The sequence below is a fragment of the Spirosoma gilvum genome, from assembly GCF_054776815.1.
Window position 1 is genome coordinate 309,769 of the sequence record NZ_BAAHBH010000008.1, and the last position, 24,452, is coordinate 334,220.

The following is a 24,452-nucleotide window of genomic DNA, read 5'->3' on the forward strand; positions in this document are numbered from 1 at the left end:
ACGTATGCTAAGTGAATGGCGAAGAAGAGCAAAGGTAGGCGAAGTCAAAAACTTCTTTTGGGATTAATTAATTGTGTTGATACATAATGGATAGATTATGGTCGTGTTGTTGCATAGGATTTAAAGTCATTGACTATCTGTGCCGTTTTTTGGGCTATCTGCCCGGTCTCGTATTCTCGTAAACTATCTTCAATTATTGTATATTTTGACTGGTCATTTGGTAGTCTATCCATTACATCGTAAACAATTTTTTGCAGTTTGTTAACATTTAAAATTACTTGACTATTTTCTACAAAAAAGAGATAATTAATATTATTGAAACGACTTTGGAAGTCAATTGCAACATCAACTCCTTGCATCATAAAGTTATGCGCCATACCATTACGAAAAGATTGCCTAAGCAAAGCTTTCTCTTCGTCAACAATTTGAAAAGCGGCATACTTAAAAAACTCTTCAATAGCACAATCAAATTTATTTCTTGCCCTCCAGACAGCAGGATCATCGAGAAGAGCACCCAAAAATTCAGCGGTAGCCATCAAAGACATGGCCATAGGTACAGCACACTTTGCAGCACTTGGCGTATGCTGTTCAAGGAAGGTATTACCGACTAGTGGTTGGTAAGGTAAGCCTGAACCGACGCCTGAACCTGCACCTGCACTAACGTTTGAATTTGTGACTTCCTGTAGACTTGCGCTACTACTGATAATAGATTGCACACCGTTTCCTGAACTAGTTGAGCCAATCCCTGCCCCTGATCCTGCCGCTCCACTAGCCCCAAAATATAAGGCCCCTGTCGGTGGAGTAGTCAAATTAGCCGCCGTAACTGTTCCTGTCACATATTGACCACTATTACTTTGCTGAGCTTGAGCAATTTCGCCAGCACGGGCTACATCGATTAATTTATCAATATCCCATTTGACGATACTTGTGAAATTTATTAGATACTGTTTGACATTCATAATGTAAATGTTAAATTAGTTAGGCAAAATAGTTTATATTTATTTATAGACTAGATTTATTGATTTCACCTCTTGAAATTTTACGTATATTTTCTATTCAGCATAAATAAATAATAAACGCATTTGGGAAATTTTTACTTAATTAAATAATTTACTCTTTAAGAGTTGTTTAGATTCATTATCCGTGACAACATCTTGTCTTCTTCGTATTTTTTCTCATATTTAGCTTTATTGTTAAAAAAAGTTCCACTGTACAGATCTAAAGTAAAATCTTTTTTTACATTTTCCGCAAATTCTAAAGTTGACTCTATAGCGGAAAAAGCTTCGTTTATTTTTTCTTCTATTAATGTTGTAAAGAAACTAATTATACCAACTAATAAGACTAGATTACTAATATAAAAAAATATAATAAATAACTTAGCTAATTGATTAGAAGGATAAATATCACCAAACCCAGTTGTAGTGAAAATAGTTAAAATAAAATATATTGAATTAATTATCGCTTCGCAGTTTATTTCGCCATTTTTTATATTGTTAAAAGAAAGCAAATAATGGTAGTTACAACCTAGAACGATTATACATGCATTTAAAATAGTCACCAAAGCAGTTAGATAAAATTTCACTCTTTGTTTAATGTTCTTTTGCCCAATTGCTTTACTTTTAATATCTTGTAAAGACTCTTTACTCAGCCCAGGAAATATATCGATATAATTAATAAGCTTAATCAATTTTTCCAAATCATCTTTTGCATAGCTAAATGCCTTATAAATATTAACAAAAAATTGTTCTTTGTAATAGCTCCTATGTATCCACATGACTCTTTGAAGTGTTTCGAGAATCGGGATACGACTTGTAGGCGCTTTTGAATCGAAATCAAACTGACTTAATACTTCTTTATAAAATGAAAAAGGGTTGAATATAGTAAGAACATAGCTTATGGAACAGCTTAACATTAAAACGCAATCAATTACAAAGCTAAAAGTATTTACAGATATAATTGTAAGCAAGGAACTTATTAAAGAAACTATTAATGTATATTTCCATATATAATAATAAATGCCTTTAAATGCTAACATAGCTTTAATTATATAAGTAACAACTATTTCATCTCCTCCCTTTATCAAATTTGTTTCTTTAAGATAATCTTTAAATGCTTTAAGCAAGCACAATAAAGAAAGTACAATCGAGGCAATACCAATATAATAAGCCATAAAACTTATTTATAAATATATAACAAGAGACTATTTATGCCTTATAAAAAAGAATCACAAACTTCGGGTAAGTTCCTCAATTTCCTATATGGACTCACTCCATGAATGGAAATGTTAAAGAAATCGAAATGAGGGTGATAATGGAGCTTTGATGAGCCAAGATTTCGTTTTAACTATCTAACTGTTCTCAACAAAGGTTAAACCAATTTCGCAAGGGCTATCCCGTTGGGCTGTAGCTGTTTCAAAGTAAATAGTTATAAAATCCATAGCAACAACGTAAAAACGGTTCTAATAGTTGAATTGGTAGAGTATATACTTTCTATTTACGCCTACCACCACTACTACGGTAGCTTGATCTTGATCCACTGCTACGATAACGGTAAGTACTACCTGAGCTTTTGTATTTATAACTACTGCCTGAACTAGACCCACCGATTCGATAAGGGTTACTTTTTGATAGATATGTTTTATTGCCGCGACTGTTATAGTAGTATTGCCCTCCTCTTGGGCCTATATGAATGGTTGCCCCTGTCGAAGGTGTATAACCATAAGTCCTATTACCTGACGAATAGGCTTGACCTTTATAATATGCGGGACCATTAGGGTCGTAGGTTGGCCCTGTGTAGGCCGTTTTAATAAACGGGCTTGCGGATCGAGAATAATCAAGTATATAAAAAGCTCCTACATACCCTGTCGTCCCATTAATCGAAACCTCCCAGTAATTATAATTATGTCGTTTTATTTTAACTACGGCATCTTTAGGTAAGGTAAGAATTGTCCTAGCTAAAGCATTTGGTTCCTTCAATACGGATGCTGTTGTTGTAACCTGACCGTACCATTCACCCGTGTCCTCTTCGGTAATATAACTAACTGTTGCGGGCCTAGCGTTGTAGCGCAAACGAGCAGCATAAGTAACTCCAGGGGCCATAGCATCCCGTTTGGAGTGAACCTTACGGATATATAAGAAGCGGGCTTTTGCTGTTGGTGAATAGAATCTATACCCTGCATACTCTACAGGTACTTGCCCACCTAATTGAATAACCTTCGTTCCAGTTGCTGAAACAGTATCGCCAACTGATGCTGTTAGAACGGGGTCGCCAGAAAATGAAGGAAATTCATAGAGGTAAATTGGCTCTTCGGCCACATAGTAATATCGATTGACCGAGCAGCTAAATAAAGATAGAACTAGCAGACAAAGGGAAAGGTATTTCATGGTGTACGGTAGGATTTATAGCGCAAAGGACCCTTGCTATCTCGACTACTGAAGTGATTGCGAGTACTTTACTAAACGGCTATAAATTTGATTCTGCAAAAAGTAAAATTAAGCCAATAGCTGATAGCAATCTGCCAGTTTTGTATCGGGCATGAATAGCGCAAAAATGAGTTGCTGTTAAAATGTTTTACCTAATGCTTTACCTGGTAAACAAAAAAGCACTTACTGTTGATTGTAAGTGCTTGTGTTTTAGTTTGTTATGTGACCACGGGGAGACTCGAACTCCCATGCCGTGAAGCACCACCCCCTCAAGATGGCGTGTCTACCAGTTTCACCACGTGGCCGATTTCGTATTTCGAGGTGCAAATATAGCGGTTTAGGTTTTTTCTGCAAAAACCGCTCGAAAATCTTTCGCTTTTTCGCCAAAAAAGCCACAATAGTGGCAAAAATTTCGTACTTTTATCTTTCTAAATTAACAGATTAAAGACCATATAGCATGGCACTTGAATTAGTCGGAAAGCTCATAAAAGTATTACCAGAAGTAACGGGCCAAGGCCGAAATGGCGCCTGGAACAAACAGGATTTTGTTATTGAAACCCTGGACAGCCAGTATCCTAAAAAAGTGTGTATGACCGCCTGGGGCGATAAGGCGAACGACCTGAAGCAGTTTGCCGAAGGGGATACGCTGAAAGCCACATTCAGCGCCGAGTCGCGTGAGTACAACGATCGGTGGTATACCGAACTGCGTGCGTTTCGGATCGAACTGACGGAAGGCGACAGTGCACCTGTAACTCCTTCGCGACCTGCGACGATGCAGCAGCCACAGGCCCGTTCTTCTCAGCCGAGTCAGCCTGCCGTGTCGTTCAATGCAGCCTTCGAAGAAGAAAGTAACGATCTTCCATTCTAACAGCGTTGAAAAGCGGAAGGGGAAGAAAAGGAAAAATGGTTTGTCCATTCTCCTTTTCTTCCCCTTCTTTCTTTAGTCAATTGGTTGTGATTCGGCTGGGATTCGAACCCAGGACCCATACATTAAAAGTGTATTGCTCTACCAGCTGAGCTACCGAATCAGTTGAACTATTCGCTCGTTGAGAGCGCAGTTGTTCGTAATCGCGGTGCAAAATTATGGCCTTATTTCGTTCATTGCAAGCTATTCGTCTTAAAATAAGCCTATTTTTTTGTTTAATATCTGCTAGTGCGCTGGCACAGACGGCCTTAACCGATTCACTCCGACGAGCAGATTCGCTGTTTGCCAGGGGAGATTATACCCATGCAGCCCATTTATTTGAAATGGCATTGGCCGAAGGACATACCGCTACCGACCCAATGCTATTAAAACTGGCCAATATATATGAGCAGCAAAATGACATTCCCCGATTGCTCTATTATCTGGATGTTTATTTTGATCGCCACCCCGACGATGCCGTTCTGCGTCGGATGAATGAAATTGCTCGAGCTAATAACCTGAGTGGGTACGAGACCGATGATCTCAATTATTTTTACCTTTTCTACCGAAAATACGGAATCTATTTCCTGCTCTTTCTGCTGATTCCGGCTGGCTATGTTTTTAGCGTACTTATCCTGAAAGTGATTCACAAAGAAGAGATTCCAAACCGCCAGAAGTGGATTGTGTTCGTGTATCTGTTCCTGTTGCTCATCTTCACAAACCTGCCTGAGGGGGTACAATCGGGAATTACCAGCCATGACCGGGTGCTGCTTCGTACCGATCCTTCGGCGGCTGCTTCGGTCGTGGAAGTGATTGGCAAGGGGCACAAACTTAATATCCTGGGTAAAAAAGACATCTACCTACGTATTCTCTGGCACAACGAACTCTACTTCATCCGACGGGATAATGTCTGGATTATTTAATGATTGAATGATAGAATTTTGAATGATTGAATAGTTTACTCAACGATTATTCAATCATTCAAAATTCTATCATTCAATCATTTCCTGAGGGGCGAGTCTTTTTCTTTGGCCAGGGTATTAAAAACTAGTTTGTCGGCCAGACTGGAGAGCCATTTGTTAATGAATACGGTAAATTTTCCCTGGGTGGTCAGGATGAGTTCGCGCTTGCGGGATTTTACAGCTTTTAGAATATGGCTGGCGCATTCTTCAGCGCTCATCATATTGCTTTCGTCGCGCATGGTTTCGCCCTTAACGTGCCCATGGGCATCCAGCGCTGAGTAGCGTATATTCGATGTTGTAAAGCCGGGGCAGGCCGTCAGTACATGAACACCCGTATGCAACAGTTCGGTGCGAATAGCTTCCAGAAACCCATTCATGGCAAACTTAGAGGCCGAATAACCTGACCGAACGGGCAGTCCACGATATCCGGCAATCGAGGAAATTCCAACAATTGAGCCTTTCGACTCAACGAGATAAGGTAGAGCATAGCGGGTAGCGTAAACGGTTCCCATAAAGTTGATGTCCATCACTTTCTGAATCACCGATGGGTCGGTGTCAATCAACATGGAGCGCATGGAAATACCCGCGTTATTGATCAGAATATCTAAGCGGCCATAGTGAGCAACGGTGTGTTCGATAAGTCGTTTGACATCGGCTTCAACGCTTACATCGGCCGTCAGAGAAAGCACATCGATACCTATTTGTTTTAGTTCGGTGGCCACCGCTTGAAGGGCGTCCGCCTTTCGCCCGCAAATGACAATATGGGCCCCTTCACGCCCAAACGCAAAGGCCAACGCCCGACCAATCCCCGATGAGGCACCAGTGATTAGTACAATTTTATTCTTCATAGAGAAGCTATAGTTGGTGGAGTAGTTGATTGGTGGAATGGTTTATTAGTTAAGAACTACTAAGCCAATTAACCAACCGACTAATTAACCAATCAACCAATTAACTACTAAACCCATCAACGCATCAACGTAACGGTTCCTTTCAGCGTACGTTGGGTAGTGAGCAGGAGATAGTAATAGGTGCCGGTAGGCGAGTTGGTACCGTACCAGCGGAATTTAGGGTCGGTAGACGAAAAAATGGTAGCTCCCCAGCGGTTGGTGATGTCAATGTGCCTGAACTGCTCACTACAGGAGTTTTCGGGTAGATCCTTGACCGCAAAATAGTCGTTGATACCGTCGCCATTGGGTGTAAAGACATTGGGCACTTTAATATCCGTTGCAAAGGTCGGGTTGGTGACGTGAAACGTAACGGTTGTGGTGGCGGTATGATTAGGCTGGCAGGATCGATCGTCCACCACAAAGTCGACCACAAAGGTCGCTTCCGTTTTGCCTGCCATCAGTTCGCAAGTGGGTTTCCAGTTAAAGGCCGACTGAAGCATGGGTAGCCCTGATTTATTCGTAAAACTCATCCCTACCTCTTTCACATCAAAACCCCTTCCTGTTCCGCTAAGCTGTATGGTATCCCGATCGGGGTCGTTCCCCAGCACATCGAAGGCTGTGTGACCTGCTGAATCATTAGGGCTCACTGTGAGCTCAACGACAGCTTGGGGGAGTGTGGTTTGTACACTGGGTGGCTGGCTAGGTTTACCCACGGCCGATAGATTAACGGTCACCGTATCGCGCAGGTTCTGATTACAGCGTGTATCCGTTACGATAAAATCGACAATGTAATTGGACTGGGTAGCCTGTGTACAGGTAGGTTTCCAGGTGAAGAGCTGGGATACCTTTCCAACCCCCGATGCCGACCCGAAGGCCATACCTGCCTGAGCCAGTGCGAACCCTCGACCAACGGCCTGAATGGTTATATTGTCGTTATCAATGTCGTTACCGAAGGCTGTGAAGGTCAAGGAAGTTCCCACATTGATTTTGGCCAGATTGTTCAGCAGGTTGGTACTGGCTGCTGGTTTATGGTTCAGTGTTGGAGTGATAGCCAGTCGGATGCTAATGGTATCGCTCAGCCCTTGTGGACAGCCATCATCCGTTGCCCGAATCAGTAAAGTAACTGGTTTCCCATCGGCACCAACACACCGGCCAAAGCAGAATTTGGCCTGTAGCGTGTCTTTGCTGCTCCGGGTGAATAAATCGCCGGGGGCAATGGTTAGGCCGGGCAGCGATCCGCTCATGTTGGTGATGGTAATGTGCTGGTTAGGGTCGATATCGGTAATGTATAGACTCAGGCAATTGGTGTCTTTTTCGGCAATGGTCAGCACCGTTCCTTCTTTATAAAATGCCTTCTGTCCATCGGGCCGGAAAAGAAGTTGGGGAGCATTGTTGCGGGGGCAGTCGATCACCAATACCTGAAAATCACGCCGAACTACGCCGATCCGTTTACCCGCTCGATACTCAGTCACCTCCACCGAAAAGACAAATAAGCCTGCCCGATCGGGGGTAACACTCAGCAAGCCCGTACGCGCATTGACACGTAGGGGAGCGGAACCCGGAATTTCATTAGCAATCGAAATACCACTACTCCATTGTATGGTTGGATAAGGGCCCGAATAAAAAACGGGCTGACCAATACTAGGATTGCTGGGAATAGGTACTCCCGCCGTACTGAAGCCATTATAAGGCGTAACTACGGTATAGGTTAAGCTGTCTTTATCAGCATCCGTAGCGCTGAAGTCAAGCGTAAACGGTTGACCCACACAGGCATAGTCGCCTTTAGGGATGGTAAAACTCGGTGATGAATTTTTGGTGGCAACGGCTGGAAATTCCAGATAGAATGCTGAACCGGCTCCTCCTGGATTGACGATGTTATTGATGACACCATTGCGGCAGCAGCGCTCCCACGATATGTAATAACCTCCCGGATCGTTAAAGACATTGGGGTCAAGCGTCAGGTCGTTGCTGTATCGGATCAATAACGTATTCAGGCTGGCGGTGGCGCAGGCAGGTCTGGTATAAACAACAGACTGCTCATTGGTGTAAAAAAGCGTGACGTCGCCCATAAACTGGTTGGTCCGTTTCGAAAAAACACCAACGCGTATGTAGTTGTCCCGTGCTCCCTGACTACCATTGACCAGATCGAAATACAGATTCAGGTTGATTCGATGCGTATAGGGTGATTGTGTGCCCAGGTAACGCAATTCAAGTTCTCCTCCGACGATATGCGTAGCCACAGCAAAATGGCTGATAACCAGTAGTAAAGTTGTCAGCAGAAAGGGTAATCGTATAAGGCGGTACAAGTTGAGCATAGAGTAGAAATTGTTCGGAATGGAGAGCGTCCGAAAATGGATGCTTAAATTAGCGACTTTTTAGGACTTATGCGTAGAAGGATTCATAAAACACCCGAACGGTTGGCAAGCGTCCGAGTCGATGCGGTGGCTGCCGAAGGGAAGTGTATTGTACGTACCGACGAGGGCGTGATTTTCGTGGACAATCCAACCGGTGGTCCTGGTGTAGCGCCCGGCGATGTGGTCGATCTGCGCATTACAAACCGGAAAAAACAGTACCGCGAAGCCGTGGCCGAACAGGTTCACGAGTGGTCGTCGGTGCGTACGGAGCCATTTTGCGAACATTTTGGAACATGCGGTGGCTGCAAGTGGCAACATATTCAGTACAGCGAACAGCTGGGTTTTAAATACCAGCAGGTAGTCGATCATCTGACGCGCATTGGAAAGGTGGCACTGCCCGAAATCCGGCCCATCCTGCCAGCCCATCCGACTCAGTATTACCGGAATAAACTGGAATTTACCTGTGCCGAAGGCCGCTGGCTGACCACGCGCGAAGTGGCTACCGATCAACCGATGGATCAGCGGGCTGTGGGCTTTCACGTGCCGGGTCGGTTCGATAAAGTGCTTCCGATTCATCATTGCTACCTGCAACCTGATCCGTCCAATGCGATCCGTCAGGCTGTGAACGATTATGTATTTGCGCATGACCTGACGTTGTATAACCTGAAACTGCACACGGGTTTTCTGCGAACGCTCATCATCCGCACTGCCGCCACTACGCAGCAGGTTATGGTAACGTTGCAGGTCGCTCAGGATAAGCCCGAGTTACTCAACGGGTTACTAAGCCATCTACAGGCTAACTTTCCGGAGATAACGTCGTTGAATTATATCCTGAATACGAAGAAAAACGATAGCTATCAGGATCAGGAGGTGATCAACTGGGCGGGTAAAGCCTACATTGAGGAGCAGATGGATGAAGCCGATGGCCCCCCGTTAACCTTCCGTATAGGTCCCAAATCGTTTTACCAGACTAATGCCCAGCAAGCACATAGTCTCTACAAAATCACCCGTGAATGGGCTGGACTCACGGGTCGCGAGCGGGTGTATGATCTGTATACCGGAACAGGTACCATTGCGTTGTTTGTGGCGCGTCGGGCCCAGCAGGTGATTGGTGTAGAGTATGTCGAAGCGTCGGTCGCCGATGCGCGGATCAATGCCCAGGTCAATGGCATTACCAACACTACGTTTGTAGCAGGCGACATGCGCGACATTCTGACCGACGGCTTTTTCGACCAGCACGGTCGCCCGGAAGTGGTCATCACTGATCCACCCCGCGCGGGCATGGATGAGGCCGTAACGCGGCAGTTGCTCAAAGCGGCTCCCGAACGGATTGTGTATGTAAGCTGCAATACCGCTACACAGGCGCGGGATCTGGGAATTCTGGACGAAGGCTACCGGGTGGCCGACGTGCAGCCGGTCGACATGTTTCCGCATACACACCACGTCGAGAATGTGGCGCTATTAGTCAAACGGTAAGAAAATGGATAATGGATAATGGAAAATGCACAATGGATAATGGATAATGATTGTCATCCGCCATTATCCATTATCCATTTCAATAAGTCCGGTAATCAAAACTCCAGATAGGGGGCTAGCTTCGCGATGGTTTTAGCGTCCAGAACCCGGATAGGCTTTAAGGATTCGGCGGAGGTGTAAGCACCGTGTTGTTCGCGGTAGTTGACAATAATCTGTGCCTGTCGACGGGATAAAAACGGGTGCCGATCTAGTTCCTCCACGGTAGCCGTATTGATCGGAATCTTACGGACGCTCGATTGAATTTTGCCGAACTTCAGTAGTTCTTCCAGTGCTAGTGAGTCGAGCCCGTAAATATCGCGGTATTGTTCTGTAGAAACGAAGCCGCCCAGTGCATCCCGAAATTTGACAATACGACCAGCCAGCGTACCCCCAATCCCTTTCAGGGCGATTAACTGCGACGTATCGGCGGTGTTGATATCGAAGGGTTGCAGGCTAGGTTTCGCAGGACGTTCGGCTGGGTTGGTTCTGTTTGGAAAAGCTGACCGTTCGGTGGCCGTGTAGGCTTCCGAAGAGTTGGGTTTGTTCTGGCTGAATCGCTGATTGGGCGAAGATTCTTTCAGCGTGATATAGGGTTCAAGCTGGTCGTATAGCTCTGGTGGGAAGTCATAAATGCGCAGCAAGTCCTCTTTCTTTCGAAACTGCCCGCCTTTACTACGGTATTTATCGATCCGTTCGGCCAGCCAGTGAGGTAACCCTAACTGCTTCCATTGCGCCACGGTGGCTGTGTTTGGATCGAAAGGAAAGTGTTTGGGTTCGCTAAAATGCTCGGCTGTGGTTTTCTCTTTTTCCGGACGGCTGCCAAACTGAGGTTGCTTCGCTTCTTCGGCCTGCATGAGCGTCAACAGGCTGTCAAGTTTCCGCTGATCGGATTGGGACGTATCGATGGGCTTACGATCAGCAACAAACCGATAAACAAATGGAATCAGGAGGGCAAAGGCGGAGAGGAGGAGAAGTACAATAAACCCACGCGCTTCCTTGTGGGATAAGCCAAAATAGTCACGGATCAGTGAATGGAGTCGGTTAAGCATGAAGAACGATTCGTTGCGGTGGTATGTAACTATCGCAAACTAAATCGTATTGTTATGCTATGCAACTTTAGTTGGGTTTTAGTTGATAAATTCCTTTCTGTGCTAAGCAGAGCGACTTTGCCAGCGACGGTATACGTACACACAGAGCCATGCAGCCAGAACCCCAATCCCTGCTCCTGTAAGTACATCGAGCGGATAATGAGCCGCCACATAAATCCGGCTGTACGAAACAACAATGGCCCATAAATACCCTAAAATCAGCCAGGGATATTGTTTCCCAAACAGCAGCCAAAGACAAGTTGCCAGTGCGAAGGTGTTGGCCGCATGAGATGATGCAAAGCCATAGGGCCCACCGCATTCCATAACGGGATGAATGAGTTTCTGAAGCGCAGCAACATGACAGGGGCGCAACCGATGGGTGAGGGGTTTCAGCACCGACGAGGCCGTCTGGTCGCTGATGGCGACGGCTACAATGAGCATAATCACAATGCCAAGGGCCTGTTTGCGGTAGCGATAAACTAACCAGCCGATCAGGAGCGCATAGAATGGAAACCAGCTGTTTCGCTCCGTCACCCAAATCATGACCGGATCGAGCCAGGAAGCATAATGGCCGTTGAGCCAAAGAAAAAGGTCGGTATCGAATTGATTAAGATTTTGTAGCACTGTCAATGGCCACTTTGTGGTAAATATCCTTCATAGGAATGGCGAAGTCCCCAAGGCTTACCGTCATGTCGAGCGAATCATAATCCTCGTTGAGCCAGTGCCGACTATCCTGTTGTTTGGTATACACTGACACAAAATGCACTCTCTGGTCAATGTAGACTATATATTGTACGGATTCGAGCTGCTTATAACACCGTAGCTTGGTCGATAAATCCTGGCGATAGGTCGAATCGGAATGTACTTCAACCAGCAGATAGGGATTTGTGATTCCTGCTTCCTGCCCTTGTCGAAGTATAAGCTGACTTTCGCCCTTCATAACCAGCACATCGGGTTTCACGGCCAACTCACAGTCTGAAACGAAGACCAGTTTATTGCTACCCATTACCCGAACGTCAGGCATGTCGTAGAAAATCGATCGTAATACGCTAATTGTATTGGCTACAATAGTTTCGTGTCTGTCACTGGCCATGCCGATTCGTGCTCTGATCTGTCCATTAATGTATTCGATGTCATAATCAAGAGGAAGCGATTCGTCACGTAACTCATCCAGCAAAGTCCAATACTCATCCAATGTGGCCGAAATGAAAATTTCAGGCTCCTGTTTAAGGCGTTCGTTGATCTGGGTTACAAGCGAGGCAGTGGCAACCATACGCGTAGTTTTTTGATAAAGATACGAAATTAGGCGGAATGGTAATAAGATATGTGGTTTACAGTGGACTGACGCATTCCTTTTGCTAGCATCGGCCCACCGTAAATCGAAGATCATAAACCGTAACTATAGCACTAAAAACTGCTTCAGGTAGTTTCGAGCGGTCAAGATGGCTGTCTGCACATCTTCGGGGCTACCTTCGAACGCTTTATCTTCGACTTCGATACAAACCGGTCCCCGATAACGAACATCGGTCAGGGCTGCAAAAAAATGGCGCCAGCGTACGTCGCCCAGACCGGGCAGTTTGGGCGAATGATATTCGAGCGGATTGGCCATAATACCCACGCGATTCAACTTGTCAGGGTATAGCTTCACATCTTTCAGGTGAATGTGATGCAGCCGATCCCGGTAGTCGTAAATGGGTCGAACCTCGTCCATCATTTGCCAGATCAGGTGGCTTGGATCGTAGTTTAACCCCAATGCCCGCGAAGGAATGATCTCGAACATGCGATCCCAGATGGCGGGTGTCGTTGCCAGGTTTTTACCGCCTGGCCATTCGTCGTCGGTAAACCACATAGGACAGTTTTCAATGCCGATCTTTACATTACATTCTTCGGCCTCTTTTATAATGGCTGGCCAGTGTTCGGCGTAGAGTTTCAGGTTTTCGGTAATGCTCAGCGAAGGATTGCGGCCAATAAAGGTGTTGACGACCGGAACGCCCAATTTGGCCGCTGCCCGGATTACTTTTTTGATATGTTCCCGGTAAAATTCAGCCTGTTCGGGGTTCGGATCGAGTGGGTTTGGGTAGTAGCCCAGGCCCGAAATGGAAACATGATAAAGCCGGGTTAAGGTGTGAATCTGATCGATGTGCAGGTTGTCAACATCCACATGTGTGACGCCGGCATATCGACGTGTATCGGCATTACTGGTAGGCCAGCACATCAGCTCAACACAGGAAAACTGGTGCTCCGATGCAAATTTCAGAACGCCATTCAGATCATAATCGGCCAGAATCGCCGAGACAAAACCAAGATGAAGCATAGACGGGTTTATCGATTAGAGGGAGTAAAGCGGGTGGAAGCCCGCGGTTGTAAAACGTGAATGGCGGGTTTCCACCCGCCTTACTAGTAGCCTTTCGATTCTGGAATAGGTGCTAACGGTGCATCGGCAGAAACTGCGCCAAACCGCCGGTATGCTTCTTCCATGATGGCTGCGGTGGCCGATGCACCCAGTCGGGCAACACCCATCTCTTTTACTTTAAGTAAGCCGTCAAGGGTGCGTACGCCACCAGCCGCTTTTACCCGAACGTCGGGCCCGACATGATCGAGCATTAGCCGTAAGTCGTGTTCAGTAGCACCTTCGTAGCTGTATTTGCCGTCGGCTCCTTTCACAAACCCATAGCCTGTGGAAGTCTTGACAAACTCAGCGCCAACTTCCGTGCAGATTTCGCAAAGTTTGATCTTATAGGCGTCGTTAGGAAGATAATCATTCTCAAAAATAACTTTCAGAATAGCCCCATGGGCACAACAGGCTTTATGGACAACCCAGATTTCGTCGCTTACGTACTGCCAGTCTTCGCCCAGCACTTTCCCGATATTGACAACCATATCGATTTCGACGGCTCCATCCTGGCAAGCTTGTTCGGTTTCGGCTACTTTAATGCTGGTAGCACTGTTACCGTGTGGGAAGCCAATTACTGTACCCACCAGCACATCAGAACCGGCCAGTAATTCGGCAGCCATACGCACCGCATAGGGCTTGATACAAACCGAGGCAACATCGTATTTCAGCGCCAGTTCGCAGCCTTCGCGGAGTTCGGCATCGGTCAGGGTAGGGTGGAGAATCGAGTGGTCAATCATTTTGGCCAGCTCACGGATCAGGGTAGGGGTCATAGCCGTATCGGAAAATGGTCGGCTAAGTTACGGGATTGACCGGAAAAGTAATGGGAAAACGAGGGACTGCATAGGCGCTTCCTGGCTATTAGTATGAATGCTGAGGAGAATTTGCCGTTGCAGAACCAAACAACGAACCACAATTCATTGCTTCGGTTATATTTGTCACTTCAATGACGGTTAATACAACGTTAAATTATAAAACTTTTCTATAAGGAATGAAGTAAATGGTTAGCTCACTTTGCTTACAACTAAGTGATTAGTTGTAAGCTTAATTAAGGTACAAAATCAAGATGAAATCATTGCTCTGCATCGGCTGCTGGTTGCTCTTTTCTTTTTGCTGCGCTCAAACAAAGCCTAGCTTCACCATCAAGCCAAATAGCAAAGCGGTCTTACAGATAAGCTATCGCCATAATATAAAAGTAAGGCAGCTATTTACTTATTCAGATAATGTATTGCCCTACTTGGGTGAATTTAGACTAGAAGATTCTTTACCCATTGGTACCAACGATAAGTACATCAATTATGAAATTGCTAGTCCTCAGAAAGGCTATTTCGCCTTAGATAATCTGGGCGCGACAATCTACTTAGTACCCAGTGATACACTGGTTCTTACTATCGACCTTAGTCAGGATAATCCTTGGCAGAGATACCAGTTTAAGGGAACCTATGCCCGAATTAATCAATACTATTTTGACCAAGCTCGTGCCTTAAAAAGTCTACCCATTCATACGCGAGCTCAATTAGCGAACGAGATGCCAACACTGGCTATCTATCAGCAAAAGATGGATTCATTATTGAAGGTAGAGCTGGCTTTCTTTAAATCCTATCTTACCAAGCATAGCCTCCCTCTTTGGTTTGTCCAAAAAGAGAACCAATAGATTCGGTACAGTGATGCAGCTTATAGGGTAAATGCCGTTTCGTATCGAAGATTTATCAAAATGGATAGCGCCAACGCAGTGCCTAAAAACTTCTATAATTTTGTTTCACCCGCTTTCCTTAATGACCCTTCAGTAGCTCATTTAGTCGATTACCACCATTTTCTTAACGATTACTTCCTCCTCCACTATTTTCAACAAAAACGGGTAAAGGAAGCCGCCAATTACCTGCCAGCTCTAGCGTCTACTCATCTGTCAGGACTATCCTGGGATGTGTTTATGACTCGACTAATGAGCCAATATCTAGCCGGACTTCCGACAAGTGGTGAACAGATGCTAGCCAAGTACTATCCTAAGTTCACTAACAAACAGTGGATCAACCAACTGAGAGACACCTATCGAGATGCTTATACGCTTAAGCCAGGAGAGATAGCGCCTAACTTTGCGTTAGAAGATCATCTAGATTCATTAGCGTATCTGAAAGATTTTCGAGGTCAAGTAATCTATCTTAGTTTTTGGTTTACAGGTTGTGCGCCCTGCCGGCAAGAGCTGCCACTCGAAAACGAGTTGGTTAAGTATTTTGAGGGCAAACCAGTGAAAATCGTCAACATCTGTGTACGAAGCACACGAGCAGATTGGGCAAAGGTGAGTAAGTTCTACAACTTGCAAACGGTTAATCTGTATGCAAATAAGGCTTGGGAGGGCACGTTAATCAGTAAGTACAATGTCAAATCTTTTCCTCATTACGTCTTGATTGATCAGGAAGGTAAAATTGTGAAGAACAATTGTAGTCGTCCAAGTGGTAACGCAAAAGCAGAAATAGCTATCCTTTTAAAACAGTAGTTCTTTAAACAAATTAATTCCTGGAAGTCTTATTTCAGATGGGTTAGTGATTTTCAAGTAACAGGATTTACGTTTGCCATTCCGATGCGCAACAGGTTATTTTACCAGATAACGAGACGTAAATGATGGTCTGGTCGATTTTACTCCTGTCGTTTTTCTGTCGTATACCCGAAGCTCCTCCAACCATTGCTGGTTTAGGCCAGTATGTACTTGGCATGACTACAAGCGACTTGCCCAATAAAAGAGATTTTCAGGAAGTCGAACCGGTGCTTGTCAAAGGAACGCTGGCCCTGACGTGTGCTCAGGTTCGTCTGTTTACGGCTCAGTCGGTAGAGGTGAATGGATTGTTAGTTACTAAGCTGTCGCTGGTATTTTACGAGGGCAAACTGTTTCAGATTTCCTGCGATGCCAACGATGAGCTACAGAAGATGTTTCACCTGCAATATGGGCAAGGGGTTCATACAGTCGCGCAACACTTGAATCTGTGCGGCACACAAACTAATAAACTCCTCACATTGGAAGGCGAAATTTGGCAGCGTGGCAATGTACTGGCACGGCTCGTTCTGGCCAGGGGCTACGATAGCAACTGCCAGATGACCGTTTCCCGGCGACTGGTAATCACTGATCAACGGGTTTCGGCGCTCTGCTCGGCCTGTGATCTGTCGGCCACTGACCCATTTCTGGAAGCATTTGATCGCGTAAACGTTGGTCGTAGATGAACGACGGGACTACAGGCTTATTCCGCCTGTTTACCGCGAGCCATGATGGCGGGATTGCCATTCTCGGAGCGGAGTCGGGCTACCCGAATACCCGATAGCCCTCGATGCCAGAGTACATAGTCGCTGAGCGGATACGGAGTAACAACTACGGCTCCCTGCTCCGATGACGCGTGCATCAGGTGTAACTGTCCGTTGGGTTGTCGAACCACCAGTCCAACGTGTCTCATGTCAAGACCGGGCCGGGCGGCCATCAGCATGACAATATCCCCCTCACGAAGCGACGCTTCAGCCTGTTTGACCGCCTTTTTGGGAATAAATGAGAAGGTCTGCTGGCTAATCGACGCTTCCGTTTGGGCGACTTGCTTGAGAATAGCGGGGTCGGTTAACCGGGGGTATTTATACGTTGCGGTCGTCATGTACGAGACGGGCTTCGCTACTGACATGCTACCGGGCAACTCGCGAGTTACGTCGGTTACCAGCCCTTTGCGCTCGTTATCACGTAGCCAATCTGAAAAGTAATGCAGTCGGCTGGCGTAGCCGTCGATTCGCCCATCCCGGTACCGAAGTTTGGTCAGATAAGTTCGGAACGTTTGCTCAAAAAGGGTCTGATTCTGTTTAGTGCCTATATCCTGCCAGGCCAGCGAGAGCGCCAGCACGGTTTCCAGATAGGTCGTGCAATCGAACTCGTGCAGGTTTACCACCAATTGCTCGGTTGGATTGACATCCAGCGTATGCGACAAATACGGGCAGCCTATAAACTGCCTGCCGATGGACAGGATGGTCTCGGGCGTGGTTTTACCACCGACGATGGTCAGCGATTGCTGATTCGACGAAACCGTAATTCCCTGAGCCTGTGTACTGAATGATATAAGTAAGAAAAAGAATGCCGTAAACAGTTTCATCATGGTGGAATGGGCTCGGTTTCCAGTATTGACGGAGCAAACCCCAAAAAGTACCTAAAAGTTACGATTTTATTTCCAGTACGCGTACACTCCGGGGTGGAAGAAGCAGGGGAACCCCCGCCGTGCCGACAATCTCAAGTTCGGTATCGGTCAGGAAAATATCCACAAACCGATACCTATTCACAACCTTCAGTCCCATAGTGTCAAAAGCCGCTTTGGGCACCTGGATCGTTGTGTCATAGGTGTTGTACGCTGAGAAGTTGCAGACAATCAACAGTTTTTGTCGGTCGGTAAAGCGCAGGTAGCTATAAATCTGATGAGCATCATAACCTGGACTCTGGCCGTTATCGTTTACATATTGAAGGTCATAAAAATAACCGTTCTGGATGGCGTCGGAACCCATGACCAGATAATTCAACTGCTGATAAAACGCCCGTAAATTTCGCTGATCGTCGGTGAGTCGGCCGCCGTCATAATTACCGCCATTGAGCCAGCCCTGCCAGCGAGGCATGCCCCAGTAATCGAAAATGGTGGTCCGGCCGTCATTGCCACTGAACCCTTCCGAGCCTTCAGCCTTAACGCCCACTTCCTGACCAAAATAGATTAGTACCGGGCCCGTATGCATGGTGGCCGTCAAGGTCATGGCCGGAACGGCCGCCCAGGGGTCATTGGCAAAAAAACGGGAGGCTATGCGCTGCTCGTCGTGGGTTTCCAGAAAACGAAGCATGTGTTGGGCAAAATCGCCGGATTCCTGCTGCCACACGCGGGTGAGGTCATAGCAGGACCCATGCCCTTCCATGAGCCGCCGAACCGAATCGTAGAGTCCCACTTTGTCGTAGAGGTAATCGAACCCGCCCACGAAAATAAACGGCCGATATAAGCCCGGATCATAAATTTCCGCAATGAAAATTATGTGTGGGTAGCGACGCTTTATCCGGCTAATAGCCCACTGCCAGAACTCGACGGGCAGCAGATGCGCCATATCGCAGCGGAAACCATCTATTCCTTTGGCCGACCAGAAGAGCAGAATGTCCAGCATCTGATGCCAGGTAGCAGGAATCGGGTCGAAGTGGCGGCTTCCATCAAAAACATTGATGCCATAATTGAGCTTGACAGTTTCGTACCAGTCGTTAACGTCGGGACTCGCCGTGAGGGAGCCGCTGCCCGTTACTTTAGCCGGAAATTCCTGTAGGGTAGTCGTAGCTCCTTCGGGGGCCTGAAACGATTGGCCCGGTAAATAGTAGAAGTTGTTGGTTGGCGAAAACCCGACCGTCGTATCGTCGTTCTGTCCCAGATCGACCACCCCTGTAGGTTTGGCATCCGATTGATATTGACGCGCAACGTGATTGGGTACGAAATCGATGATAACTTTCAGGTTATGGGCGTGTGTCCGTTGAATGAGCGCGTCAAATTCGGCCATGCGGTCGGGTACACTAACGGCCAGATCGGGATCGACGTCGTAGTAATCTTTAACCGCGTAGGGGGAACCCGCCCGACCTTTCACCACTACCGGATCGTCGGGGCGAATGCCATAAGCAGAATAATCGGTTTGGGTAGCGTGTTCAATAACGCCCGTGAACCAGATGTGCGACGCTCCAAATTGTTTGATGGCCTGTAGGGCCGTATTATTGATGTCGTTGAATTTTCCGACACCGTTCTCCTCCAACGTGCCATTCCAGTGGTTGGTCGTATTCTGATTACCAAACAGGCGGGTAAAAATCTGGTAAATGATCAGTTTGTCCATCACCGGGACAGCAGATGCAGTGTACATATTTTAAAAAGCGAAAGGGTGAAAGAGTGAATGAGTGATGGCGAAACGGAGCGAATCTGCAGATGGCCGTTCGCTCTTTCACCCTTTCGCCCTTTCACTCTTTAATTTCTCCACACAAAACTAGGCTCTTTTTCGGCTAAAATATTGGGCTAATTTTACGTTCTTGTTGCATTATTCTCATTGCTACCTATGATATCTATGAAACGAAGCACGTTTACGGGCCTTCTAATTCTCTTGACCCTATTCCAAACGGCGGTGGCGCAGAACGCCCTCATCCAGCGCGTTAACCCGACCAACTGGTGGGTGGGGATGAAAAACCCAGCTCTCCAACTGCTGATCTATGGCCCGAATGCTGGAACGCTAGCCTACTCGCTGAACTATCCGGGTGTAAAACTGGTCAAAACCCATACGGTCGAAAATCCGAACTACGCCTTTCTGGACCTGACCATTGCATCCACCGCCAAACCAGGTACAATTAAACTGGTCGGTAAACGTGGCAATCAGACCTTAACTCAGCCATTTGAACTAAAAGCACGCGATAACAGCCCGAAAGGACAAGGTGTTTCAGCCGCCGATTTCATCTACCTGGCCATGCCCGACCGCTTTGCCAATGGCGATGAAAGCAACGATAAATTTGCCGATATGGCCGACCCCAACGCCGACCGGGCCAACCCGTTCTATCGGCACGGGGGCGATTTGGCCGGAGCCGCTCAGCATCTGGATTACCTGAAAGATCTGGGCGTTACGGCGCTCTGGTTTACACCCGTTCTGGAAAACAACCAACCCCTGACCAACGAAGGGGGAGCGATGCGGTCGGCCTACCACGGCTATGGCTTTACCGACCATTATGCTATCGACAAACGATTTGGTGGCAACGAGGCTTATAAGTCTTTTGTGAAAAAAGCGCACGCGATGGGCCTCAAGGTGGTGCAGGATGCGGTTTATAACCACTGCGGTATCAATCACTGGCTGCTGAAAGACATGCCCAGCAAAGACTGGCTGCACCAATGGCCTACCTACACCAACACGTCCTACAAATACCAGCCCATTACCGACCCACACGGAGCCGACCGCGACCGCAAAGTTACGCTCGATGGCTGGTTTGTGCCGTTCCTGCCCGACCTCAATCAGAGTAATCCCTATGTGGCCAATTTCCTGATTCAGCACGCGATCTGGACGGTCGAAAATTTTGGGGTCGATGCCTGGCGGGTCGATACGTATATGTACAACGATCAGCCGTTCATGAACCGCTGCAATCAGGCCCTTATGGACCAATATCCGAAGATTCACATTTTCGGCGAATCGTGGGTGAATAACGTGGTCGATCAGGCGTATTATACACGCAATAAAATCGATTTCCCCTTTAAATCGAACCAACCGGGTGGACTCGACTTTGTGCTGTATTCATCCATGCTTGATGCCCTGAAGCAGAAATTTAGCTGGGACGACGGTGTCAATCGGTTTTATCAGGCGTTGGCGCAGGATGCTGTTTATGCTGACCCGAATAAGCTGGTCACCTTTCTGGATAACCACGATACCGACCGCTATCTGTCGGTCATTGGCGACGATTTCGACAAGTATAAAATAGGTCTGACCTGGCTGCTGACCACACGTGGCATTCCGTCGATGTATTACGGTACCGAAATTCTGATGAAGAATTTCAAAGACCCGTCGGATGCTGAAGTGCGTCGGGATTTTCCGGGTGGTTTTCCCGGTGATAAGCAAAATAAGTTCGAAGCTGCTGGCCGGACCGACCGCGAAAACGAAGCCTTTCAGTTTGTGCGCAAACTAGCGACTTACCGACGCGATAATCCAGTGATGCATACCGGAAAACTGATGCAGTTTTTACCGCAGGACGGTACGTATGTGTATTTCCGCTACGATGGCACGAAGACCGTGATGGTCGCTACGAATACCAATGAAAAAGAAATTACCCTCGATACGGCCCGGTTTGCCGAACGGATGAACGGGTTTACAAACGCTCGCAATGTATTGGCCGACCAGCCGCTAACGGATTTGAAAATGCTTAAACTACCTGCCAAATCGGCACTGGTGCTGGAGTTGATGAAGTAAGCTGTGAACTGCTGGCCAACTGTGGGTTGGTCTTTCGAAACTTTCTACGGTACAGGAAGTTGAGTAACTTCAAACGTAATTTTATGCTATGAATTCGCCAAACGCATCCAATGGTTTAGCTACTGAGCGGCTACAGTCGGCTGAGGCCGTGCAGTTGGCGCTGGCGGCTTACGATGCGTCGCTGAATGGGATTATTTCGATGCGGGCGATCCGTAATCGGAATGGAAAAGTCGTTGATTTTTTGATGCTGACAGCCAACCGGGCTGTTGAGCGCATTTTGGGAATGCAGCCCGAAAAAATCGCTGGAACGCGTATGCTGGAAACGTTTCCGGGTAATGTTGAGTCGGGAATGTTTGCCTTATACGAGCGAGTGGTTGACACAGGAGAAGCTGAACAGATCGTCCATCATTATACCGATGTGTATGGCTTAGAGGGTTGGTTCGAAGTGTCGGCCGTACGCTCCGAACCGGATCAACTGGTTATTACATTCATCAACGTAACCGATAGCAAGCAGGCTGAACTTAAAATAAAGCAGCAGGCCGATCTGCTGCAGGCTGTACTCGATCATACACAGGCGGCCATATCGCTGCACCAGGCTATTCGGGACGAAACCGGAACCATTGTCGATTTTCATACGATTCTGGCCAACCAGCAGGCAATTCGGATGTGGGGCGACCTGGCTGAGCCCATCCTGACCAAACGATTTTTTGAGGTGGCTACATCTGAGCAACAGGAAATCGACTTTGCCAAATATGTGCGGGTGGTGCAAACGGGCGAACCGGATCTGAGTGAATTTAGTATTGGCGATCAGTGGTGGTTGCGGCTGACGACCCGGTCGGGCGATGGGGTTGTAATTTCGAACGTCGATATTTCGGAGAACCATCGTTACCGGCTTCAGGTAGAAGCAACGAACCTGGAGTTGAAGCGTTCGAACGAAAACTTGCAATCGTTCGCCTACATTGCCAGTCATGATTTACAGGAACCATTGCGCAAGATTCAGTCGTTCGGGGATATTCTTCGGAGCCAATACGCTGGTCAGCTTGATCGGGACGGAATTGATATTGTCGAACGCATGCAGATAGCCGCCGAACGGATGTCGTTACTGATTCGGGATTTACTGGATTATTCCCGGATTACAACCCACCGCGAAACGTTTCGGTTATTTTCATTGGCAAGACTCCTTGAGGACATTATCGAAGACCTTTGGCATCCGATTGAACAGACTAATGCAACGATTCACTTGGGGGCTGATCAGGAATTGCCAGACATTATGGGCGATCGGTTGCAGCTACGGCAACTGTTTCAGAACCTGCTCTCCAACGCGCTTAAATTTTGCCGGAAAGATGCCGAGGGCGTGACGATTGCTCCGGTGGTCCAGATTTCAGCGAAAAAGATATGTAGTTCTGAGGCCCCCCTAGCTATCCAGTCGGCCTTATCAACGAAACGATCCTATTGGTCTATTGCGATCATGGATAATGGCATTGGGTTTGATCCGAAATATACCGACCAGATTTTTCAGGTTTTTCAGCGCCTTCATGCCCGGCATGAGTTCACGGGTACAGGCATCGGACTGGCCATTGTTAAAAAAGTGGTCGAGCAGCACGACGGTGCCATTCAGGTTCAGAGTCAGATAGGCGAGGGAACGACATTCACGATTTATCTTCCTGTTTAGTTTTTCGATAGGATTCACAGGATTTGTTATAATTCATTCCGATCCTGTGAATCCTGTCGAAAACAATTCCAACGGTTTGCGCTGGGTCGGAATCCTATGAAAAACCGCTAATCGTATGAAACCACTTTTCCTTCTTTTCTCACTGCTTTTACTTATCTCTGGATGTCAAAAAGACGGCGCTAGTCCGATTGATGATGGTACCTTGCCCGGCCAGTTCCGGCTTGAACTCGACCCAGTCCGGTGTTCGATGCCTACCACGCAACGGCTATCGATTAAAACTACAGGCGCATCCATTTACCACTTTACCTACGATCGTTTTGGTGTAGGGTCTTATCAACTTGCCGGTGTGAAAGCCGTAAAAACCAGCTCGACGGCCTACGACCTGTCCGTGGATGGGCAGTCCATCGGGCAGTATGCGTTTGAAGAGCTTCGTACGCTGAACGGTACCCAGAAACGATGGGTATTGATGGTTCATCATCGGCTTAGCGAGCCCGATGGCCTGGAATTCATGGGCGTGAAAGAGTAGGACTAACCAGGTGATTTTCGGGCAAGTTTTTCAGAGGGGCAGTAAGGTACTGGCGAATCGTTTACTTTTGTTGCTTGTCAACCTGAATCATTATGCCTATCAAAGCCTTCCTGTTCGATCTCGACGGGGTTATTGTCGATACTGCCATCTATCACTACCAGGCCTGGAAACGATTGGCCAATGAGCTTGGCTTCGATATATCGGAAGAGTTTAACGAGAGCCTGAAAGGCGTTAGTCGGATGGAGTCGCTGGACCTGATTCTGGCGCATGGGGGGCTGACCTTACCCGATGAGAAAAAAGCTGAACTGGCAGCTCAGAAAAATGCCTGGTATCTGGAACTGGTGAGCCGGATGACGCCCGAAGATATTCTGCCGGGTGTAGCGAGCTTCTTTTCGCAAGTACGCAAAGCCGGAATCAAAACTGCGCTGGGTTCGGTTAGTAAAAATGCGGGTATGATTCTGGATCGGATTGGCATGACCGATGCCTTCGATGCCATTATCGACGGTAATAAAATCAGCAAAGGCAAACCTGACCCTGAAGTATTTACCAAAGGTGCCGTCGAACTAGGCTTTAGCCCAGCCGAGTGTGTCGTGTTTGAAGATGCTGTCGCGGGGGTAGAAGCCGGTAAGCGGGGCGGTATGTTCGTCGTTGGTCTTGGTTCACCCGAAATTCTCACCCAGGCTGATTTAGTGGCTCCCTCGCTCGAAGCATTAACCGTAGACGAGGTATTGCAGAAAGCAGTATAAGCACTCCTTCTGAACCAGTTTGGGC

General features: G+C 47.1%; 22 protein-coding genes and 2 tRNA genes. 10 read left to right on the forward strand and 14 right to left on the reverse strand.

The features are described 5' to 3' along the window. Positions 1–95: 95 nt before the first annotated feature. The 4 genes from ACYVFD_RS21800 to ACYVFD_RS21815 form a co-directional block, all read right to left on the reverse strand. Positions 96–959 (reverse strand): hypothetical protein, encoded by an 864-nt coding sequence (locus ACYVFD_RS21800; protein WP_461092617.1) that lies wholly within the window; start codon positions 957–959, stop codon positions 96–98. Between the two features lie 158 nt (positions 960–1,117). After that, positions 1,118–2,170, reverse strand: coding sequence for a potassium channel family protein (locus tag ACYVFD_RS21805; RefSeq protein WP_461092618.1), 1,053 nt, complete (start codon positions 2,168–2,170; stop codon positions 1,118–1,120). A 319-nt stretch (positions 2,171–2,489) separates the two neighbouring features. Beyond that, complete coding sequence (locus ACYVFD_RS21810; RefSeq protein WP_461092619.1) at positions 2,490–3,383, reverse strand: hypothetical protein; 894 nt, start codon at positions 3,381–3,383, stop codon at positions 2,490–2,492. A gap of 262 nt (positions 3,384–3,645) precedes the next feature. Then, positions 3,646–3,727: transfer RNA gene (locus ACYVFD_RS21815), tRNA-Leu, on the reverse strand. Positions 3,728–3,879: 152 nt separating this feature from the next. Between ACYVFD_RS21815 and ACYVFD_RS21820 the strand changes: the two genes are divergently transcribed. Further along, a complete protein-coding gene (locus ACYVFD_RS21820) occupies positions 3,880–4,290 on the forward strand; it encodes a DUF3127 domain-containing protein (RefSeq protein ID WP_461092620.1) in 411 nt (136 codons plus the stop codon). A gap of 87 nt (positions 4,291–4,377) precedes the next feature. Here the strand turns inward: ACYVFD_RS21820 and ACYVFD_RS21825 are convergent. Continuing rightward, positions 4,378–4,450, reverse strand: a tRNA-Lys gene (locus ACYVFD_RS21825). A 55-nt stretch (positions 4,451–4,505) separates the two neighbouring features. On the opposite strand from ACYVFD_RS21825, the gene ACYVFD_RS21830 reads away from it, so the two are divergent. After that, a complete protein-coding gene (locus tag ACYVFD_RS21830; RefSeq protein ID WP_461092621.1) occupies positions 4,506–5,249 on the forward strand; it encodes a tetratricopeptide repeat protein in 744 nt (247 codons plus the stop codon). A gap of 77 nt (positions 5,250–5,326) precedes the next feature. Here the strand turns inward: ACYVFD_RS21830 and ACYVFD_RS21835 are convergent, their stop codons facing one another. Both ACYVFD_RS21835 and ACYVFD_RS21840 read right to left on the reverse strand, forming a co-directional pair. After that, entirely contained in the window at positions 5,327–6,136 is an 810-nt protein-coding gene (locus tag ACYVFD_RS21835; protein ID WP_461092622.1) for an SDR family oxidoreductase, read from the reverse strand. A gap of 116 nt (positions 6,137–6,252) precedes the next feature. Next, positions 6,253–8,490: a T9SS type B sorting domain-containing protein gene (locus ACYVFD_RS21840; protein WP_461092623.1), complete on the reverse strand. Its 2,238-nt coding sequence runs from the start codon at positions 8,488–8,490 to the stop codon at positions 6,253–6,255. A 69-nt stretch (positions 8,491–8,559) separates the two neighbouring features. Between ACYVFD_RS21840 and rlmD the strand changes: the two genes are divergently transcribed. After that, the gene (gene rlmD, locus ACYVFD_RS21845) at positions 8,560–10,005 is read left to right on the forward strand and encodes a 23S rRNA (uracil(1939)-C(5))-methyltransferase RlmD (RefSeq protein ID WP_461092624.1); all 1,446 of its coding nucleotides are present in this window, start codon (positions 8,560–8,562) and stop codon (positions 10,003–10,005) included. 95 nt (positions 10,006–10,100) lie between these two features. Here rlmD and ACYVFD_RS21850 read toward each other — a convergent pair whose 3' ends face one another. The 5 genes from ACYVFD_RS21850 to deoC all read right to left on the reverse strand — a co-directional run bounded on the left by ACYVFD_RS21850 (position 10,101) and on the right by deoC (position 14,297). Then, positions 10,101–11,093 (reverse strand): ComEA family DNA-binding protein, encoded by a 993-nt coding sequence (locus ACYVFD_RS21850; protein ID WP_461092625.1) that lies wholly within the window; start codon positions 11,091–11,093, stop codon positions 10,101–10,103. Between the two features lie 102 nt (positions 11,094–11,195). Continuing rightward, complete coding sequence (locus ACYVFD_RS21855) at positions 11,196–11,756, reverse strand: phosphatase PAP2 family protein (RefSeq protein ID WP_461092626.1); 561 nt, start codon at positions 11,754–11,756, stop codon at positions 11,196–11,198. Then, positions 11,740–12,405 carry a Uma2 family endonuclease gene (locus ACYVFD_RS21860; RefSeq protein ID WP_461092627.1) on the reverse strand — a complete coding sequence of 222 codons (666 nt, stop codon included), beginning with the start codon at positions 12,403–12,405 and terminating at the stop codon, positions 11,740–11,742. The genes ACYVFD_RS21855 and ACYVFD_RS21860 overlap by 17 nt, the downstream gene beginning before the upstream one ends. 126 nt (positions 12,406–12,531) lie before the next feature. Beyond that, positions 12,532–13,446 (reverse strand): sugar phosphate isomerase/epimerase family protein, encoded by a 915-nt coding sequence (locus ACYVFD_RS21865; protein WP_461092628.1) that lies wholly within the window; start codon positions 13,444–13,446, stop codon positions 12,532–12,534. Positions 13,447–13,529: 83 nt separating this feature from the next. Next, a complete protein-coding gene (gene deoC / locus ACYVFD_RS21870) occupies positions 13,530–14,297 on the reverse strand; it encodes a deoxyribose-phosphate aldolase (RefSeq protein ID WP_461092629.1) in 768 nt (255 codons plus the stop codon). Between the two features lie 293 nt (positions 14,298–14,590). On the opposite strand from deoC, the gene ACYVFD_RS21875 reads away from it, so the two are divergent. The 3 genes from ACYVFD_RS21875 to ACYVFD_RS21885 all read left to right on the forward strand — a co-directional run bounded on the left by ACYVFD_RS21875 (position 14,591) and on the right by ACYVFD_RS21885 (position 16,737). Beyond that, on the forward strand, positions 14,591–15,178 hold the full coding sequence (locus tag ACYVFD_RS21875) for a hypothetical protein (RefSeq protein WP_461092630.1): 588 nt from the start codon (positions 14,591–14,593) through the stop codon (positions 15,176–15,178). 60 nt (positions 15,179–15,238) lie between these two features. Further along, positions 15,239–16,018, forward strand: a complete 780-nt coding sequence (locus ACYVFD_RS21880) for a TlpA family protein disulfide reductase (protein WP_461092631.1) — start codon at positions 15,239–15,241, stop codon at positions 16,016–16,018. A gap of 122 nt (positions 16,019–16,140) precedes the next feature. Then, a complete protein-coding gene (locus ACYVFD_RS21885) occupies positions 16,141–16,737 on the forward strand; it encodes a hypothetical protein (RefSeq protein WP_461092632.1) in 597 nt (198 codons plus the stop codon). 17 nt (positions 16,738–16,754) lie between these two features. Here ACYVFD_RS21885 and ACYVFD_RS21890 read toward each other — a convergent pair whose 3' ends face one another. After that, a complete protein-coding gene (locus ACYVFD_RS21890; protein WP_461092633.1) occupies positions 16,755–17,642 on the reverse strand; it encodes an N-acetylmuramoyl-L-alanine amidase-like domain-containing protein in 888 nt (295 codons plus the stop codon). Positions 17,643–17,700: 58 nt separating this feature from the next. Further along, positions 17,701–19,410, reverse strand: a complete 1,710-nt coding sequence (locus tag ACYVFD_RS21895; protein ID WP_461092634.1) for an alpha-amylase family glycosyl hydrolase — start codon at positions 19,408–19,410, stop codon at positions 17,701–17,703. Positions 19,411–19,608: 198 nt separating this feature from the next. On the opposite strand from ACYVFD_RS21895, the gene ACYVFD_RS21900 reads away from it, so the two are divergent. From ACYVFD_RS21900 to pgmB, 4 genes are all read left to right on the forward strand, one after another. Further along, positions 19,609–21,483 (forward strand): glycoside hydrolase family 13 protein, encoded by a 1,875-nt coding sequence (locus tag ACYVFD_RS21900; protein ID WP_461092635.1) that lies wholly within the window; start codon positions 19,609–19,611, stop codon positions 21,481–21,483. A gap of 88 nt (positions 21,484–21,571) precedes the next feature. Beyond that, complete coding sequence (locus ACYVFD_RS21905; protein ID WP_461092636.1) at positions 21,572–23,155, forward strand: sensor histidine kinase; 1,584 nt, start codon at positions 21,572–21,574, stop codon at positions 23,153–23,155. Positions 23,156–23,270: 115 nt separating this feature from the next. After that, complete coding sequence (locus ACYVFD_RS21910; RefSeq protein ID WP_461092637.1) at positions 23,271–23,681, forward strand: hypothetical protein; 411 nt, start codon at positions 23,271–23,273, stop codon at positions 23,679–23,681. Between the two features lie 92 nt (positions 23,682–23,773). Then, positions 23,774–24,427: a beta-phosphoglucomutase gene (gene pgmB, locus ACYVFD_RS21915; RefSeq protein ID WP_461092638.1), complete on the forward strand. Its 654-nt coding sequence runs from the start codon at positions 23,774–23,776 to the stop codon at positions 24,425–24,427. The last annotated feature ends 25 nt before the right edge of the window (positions 24,428–24,452 follow it).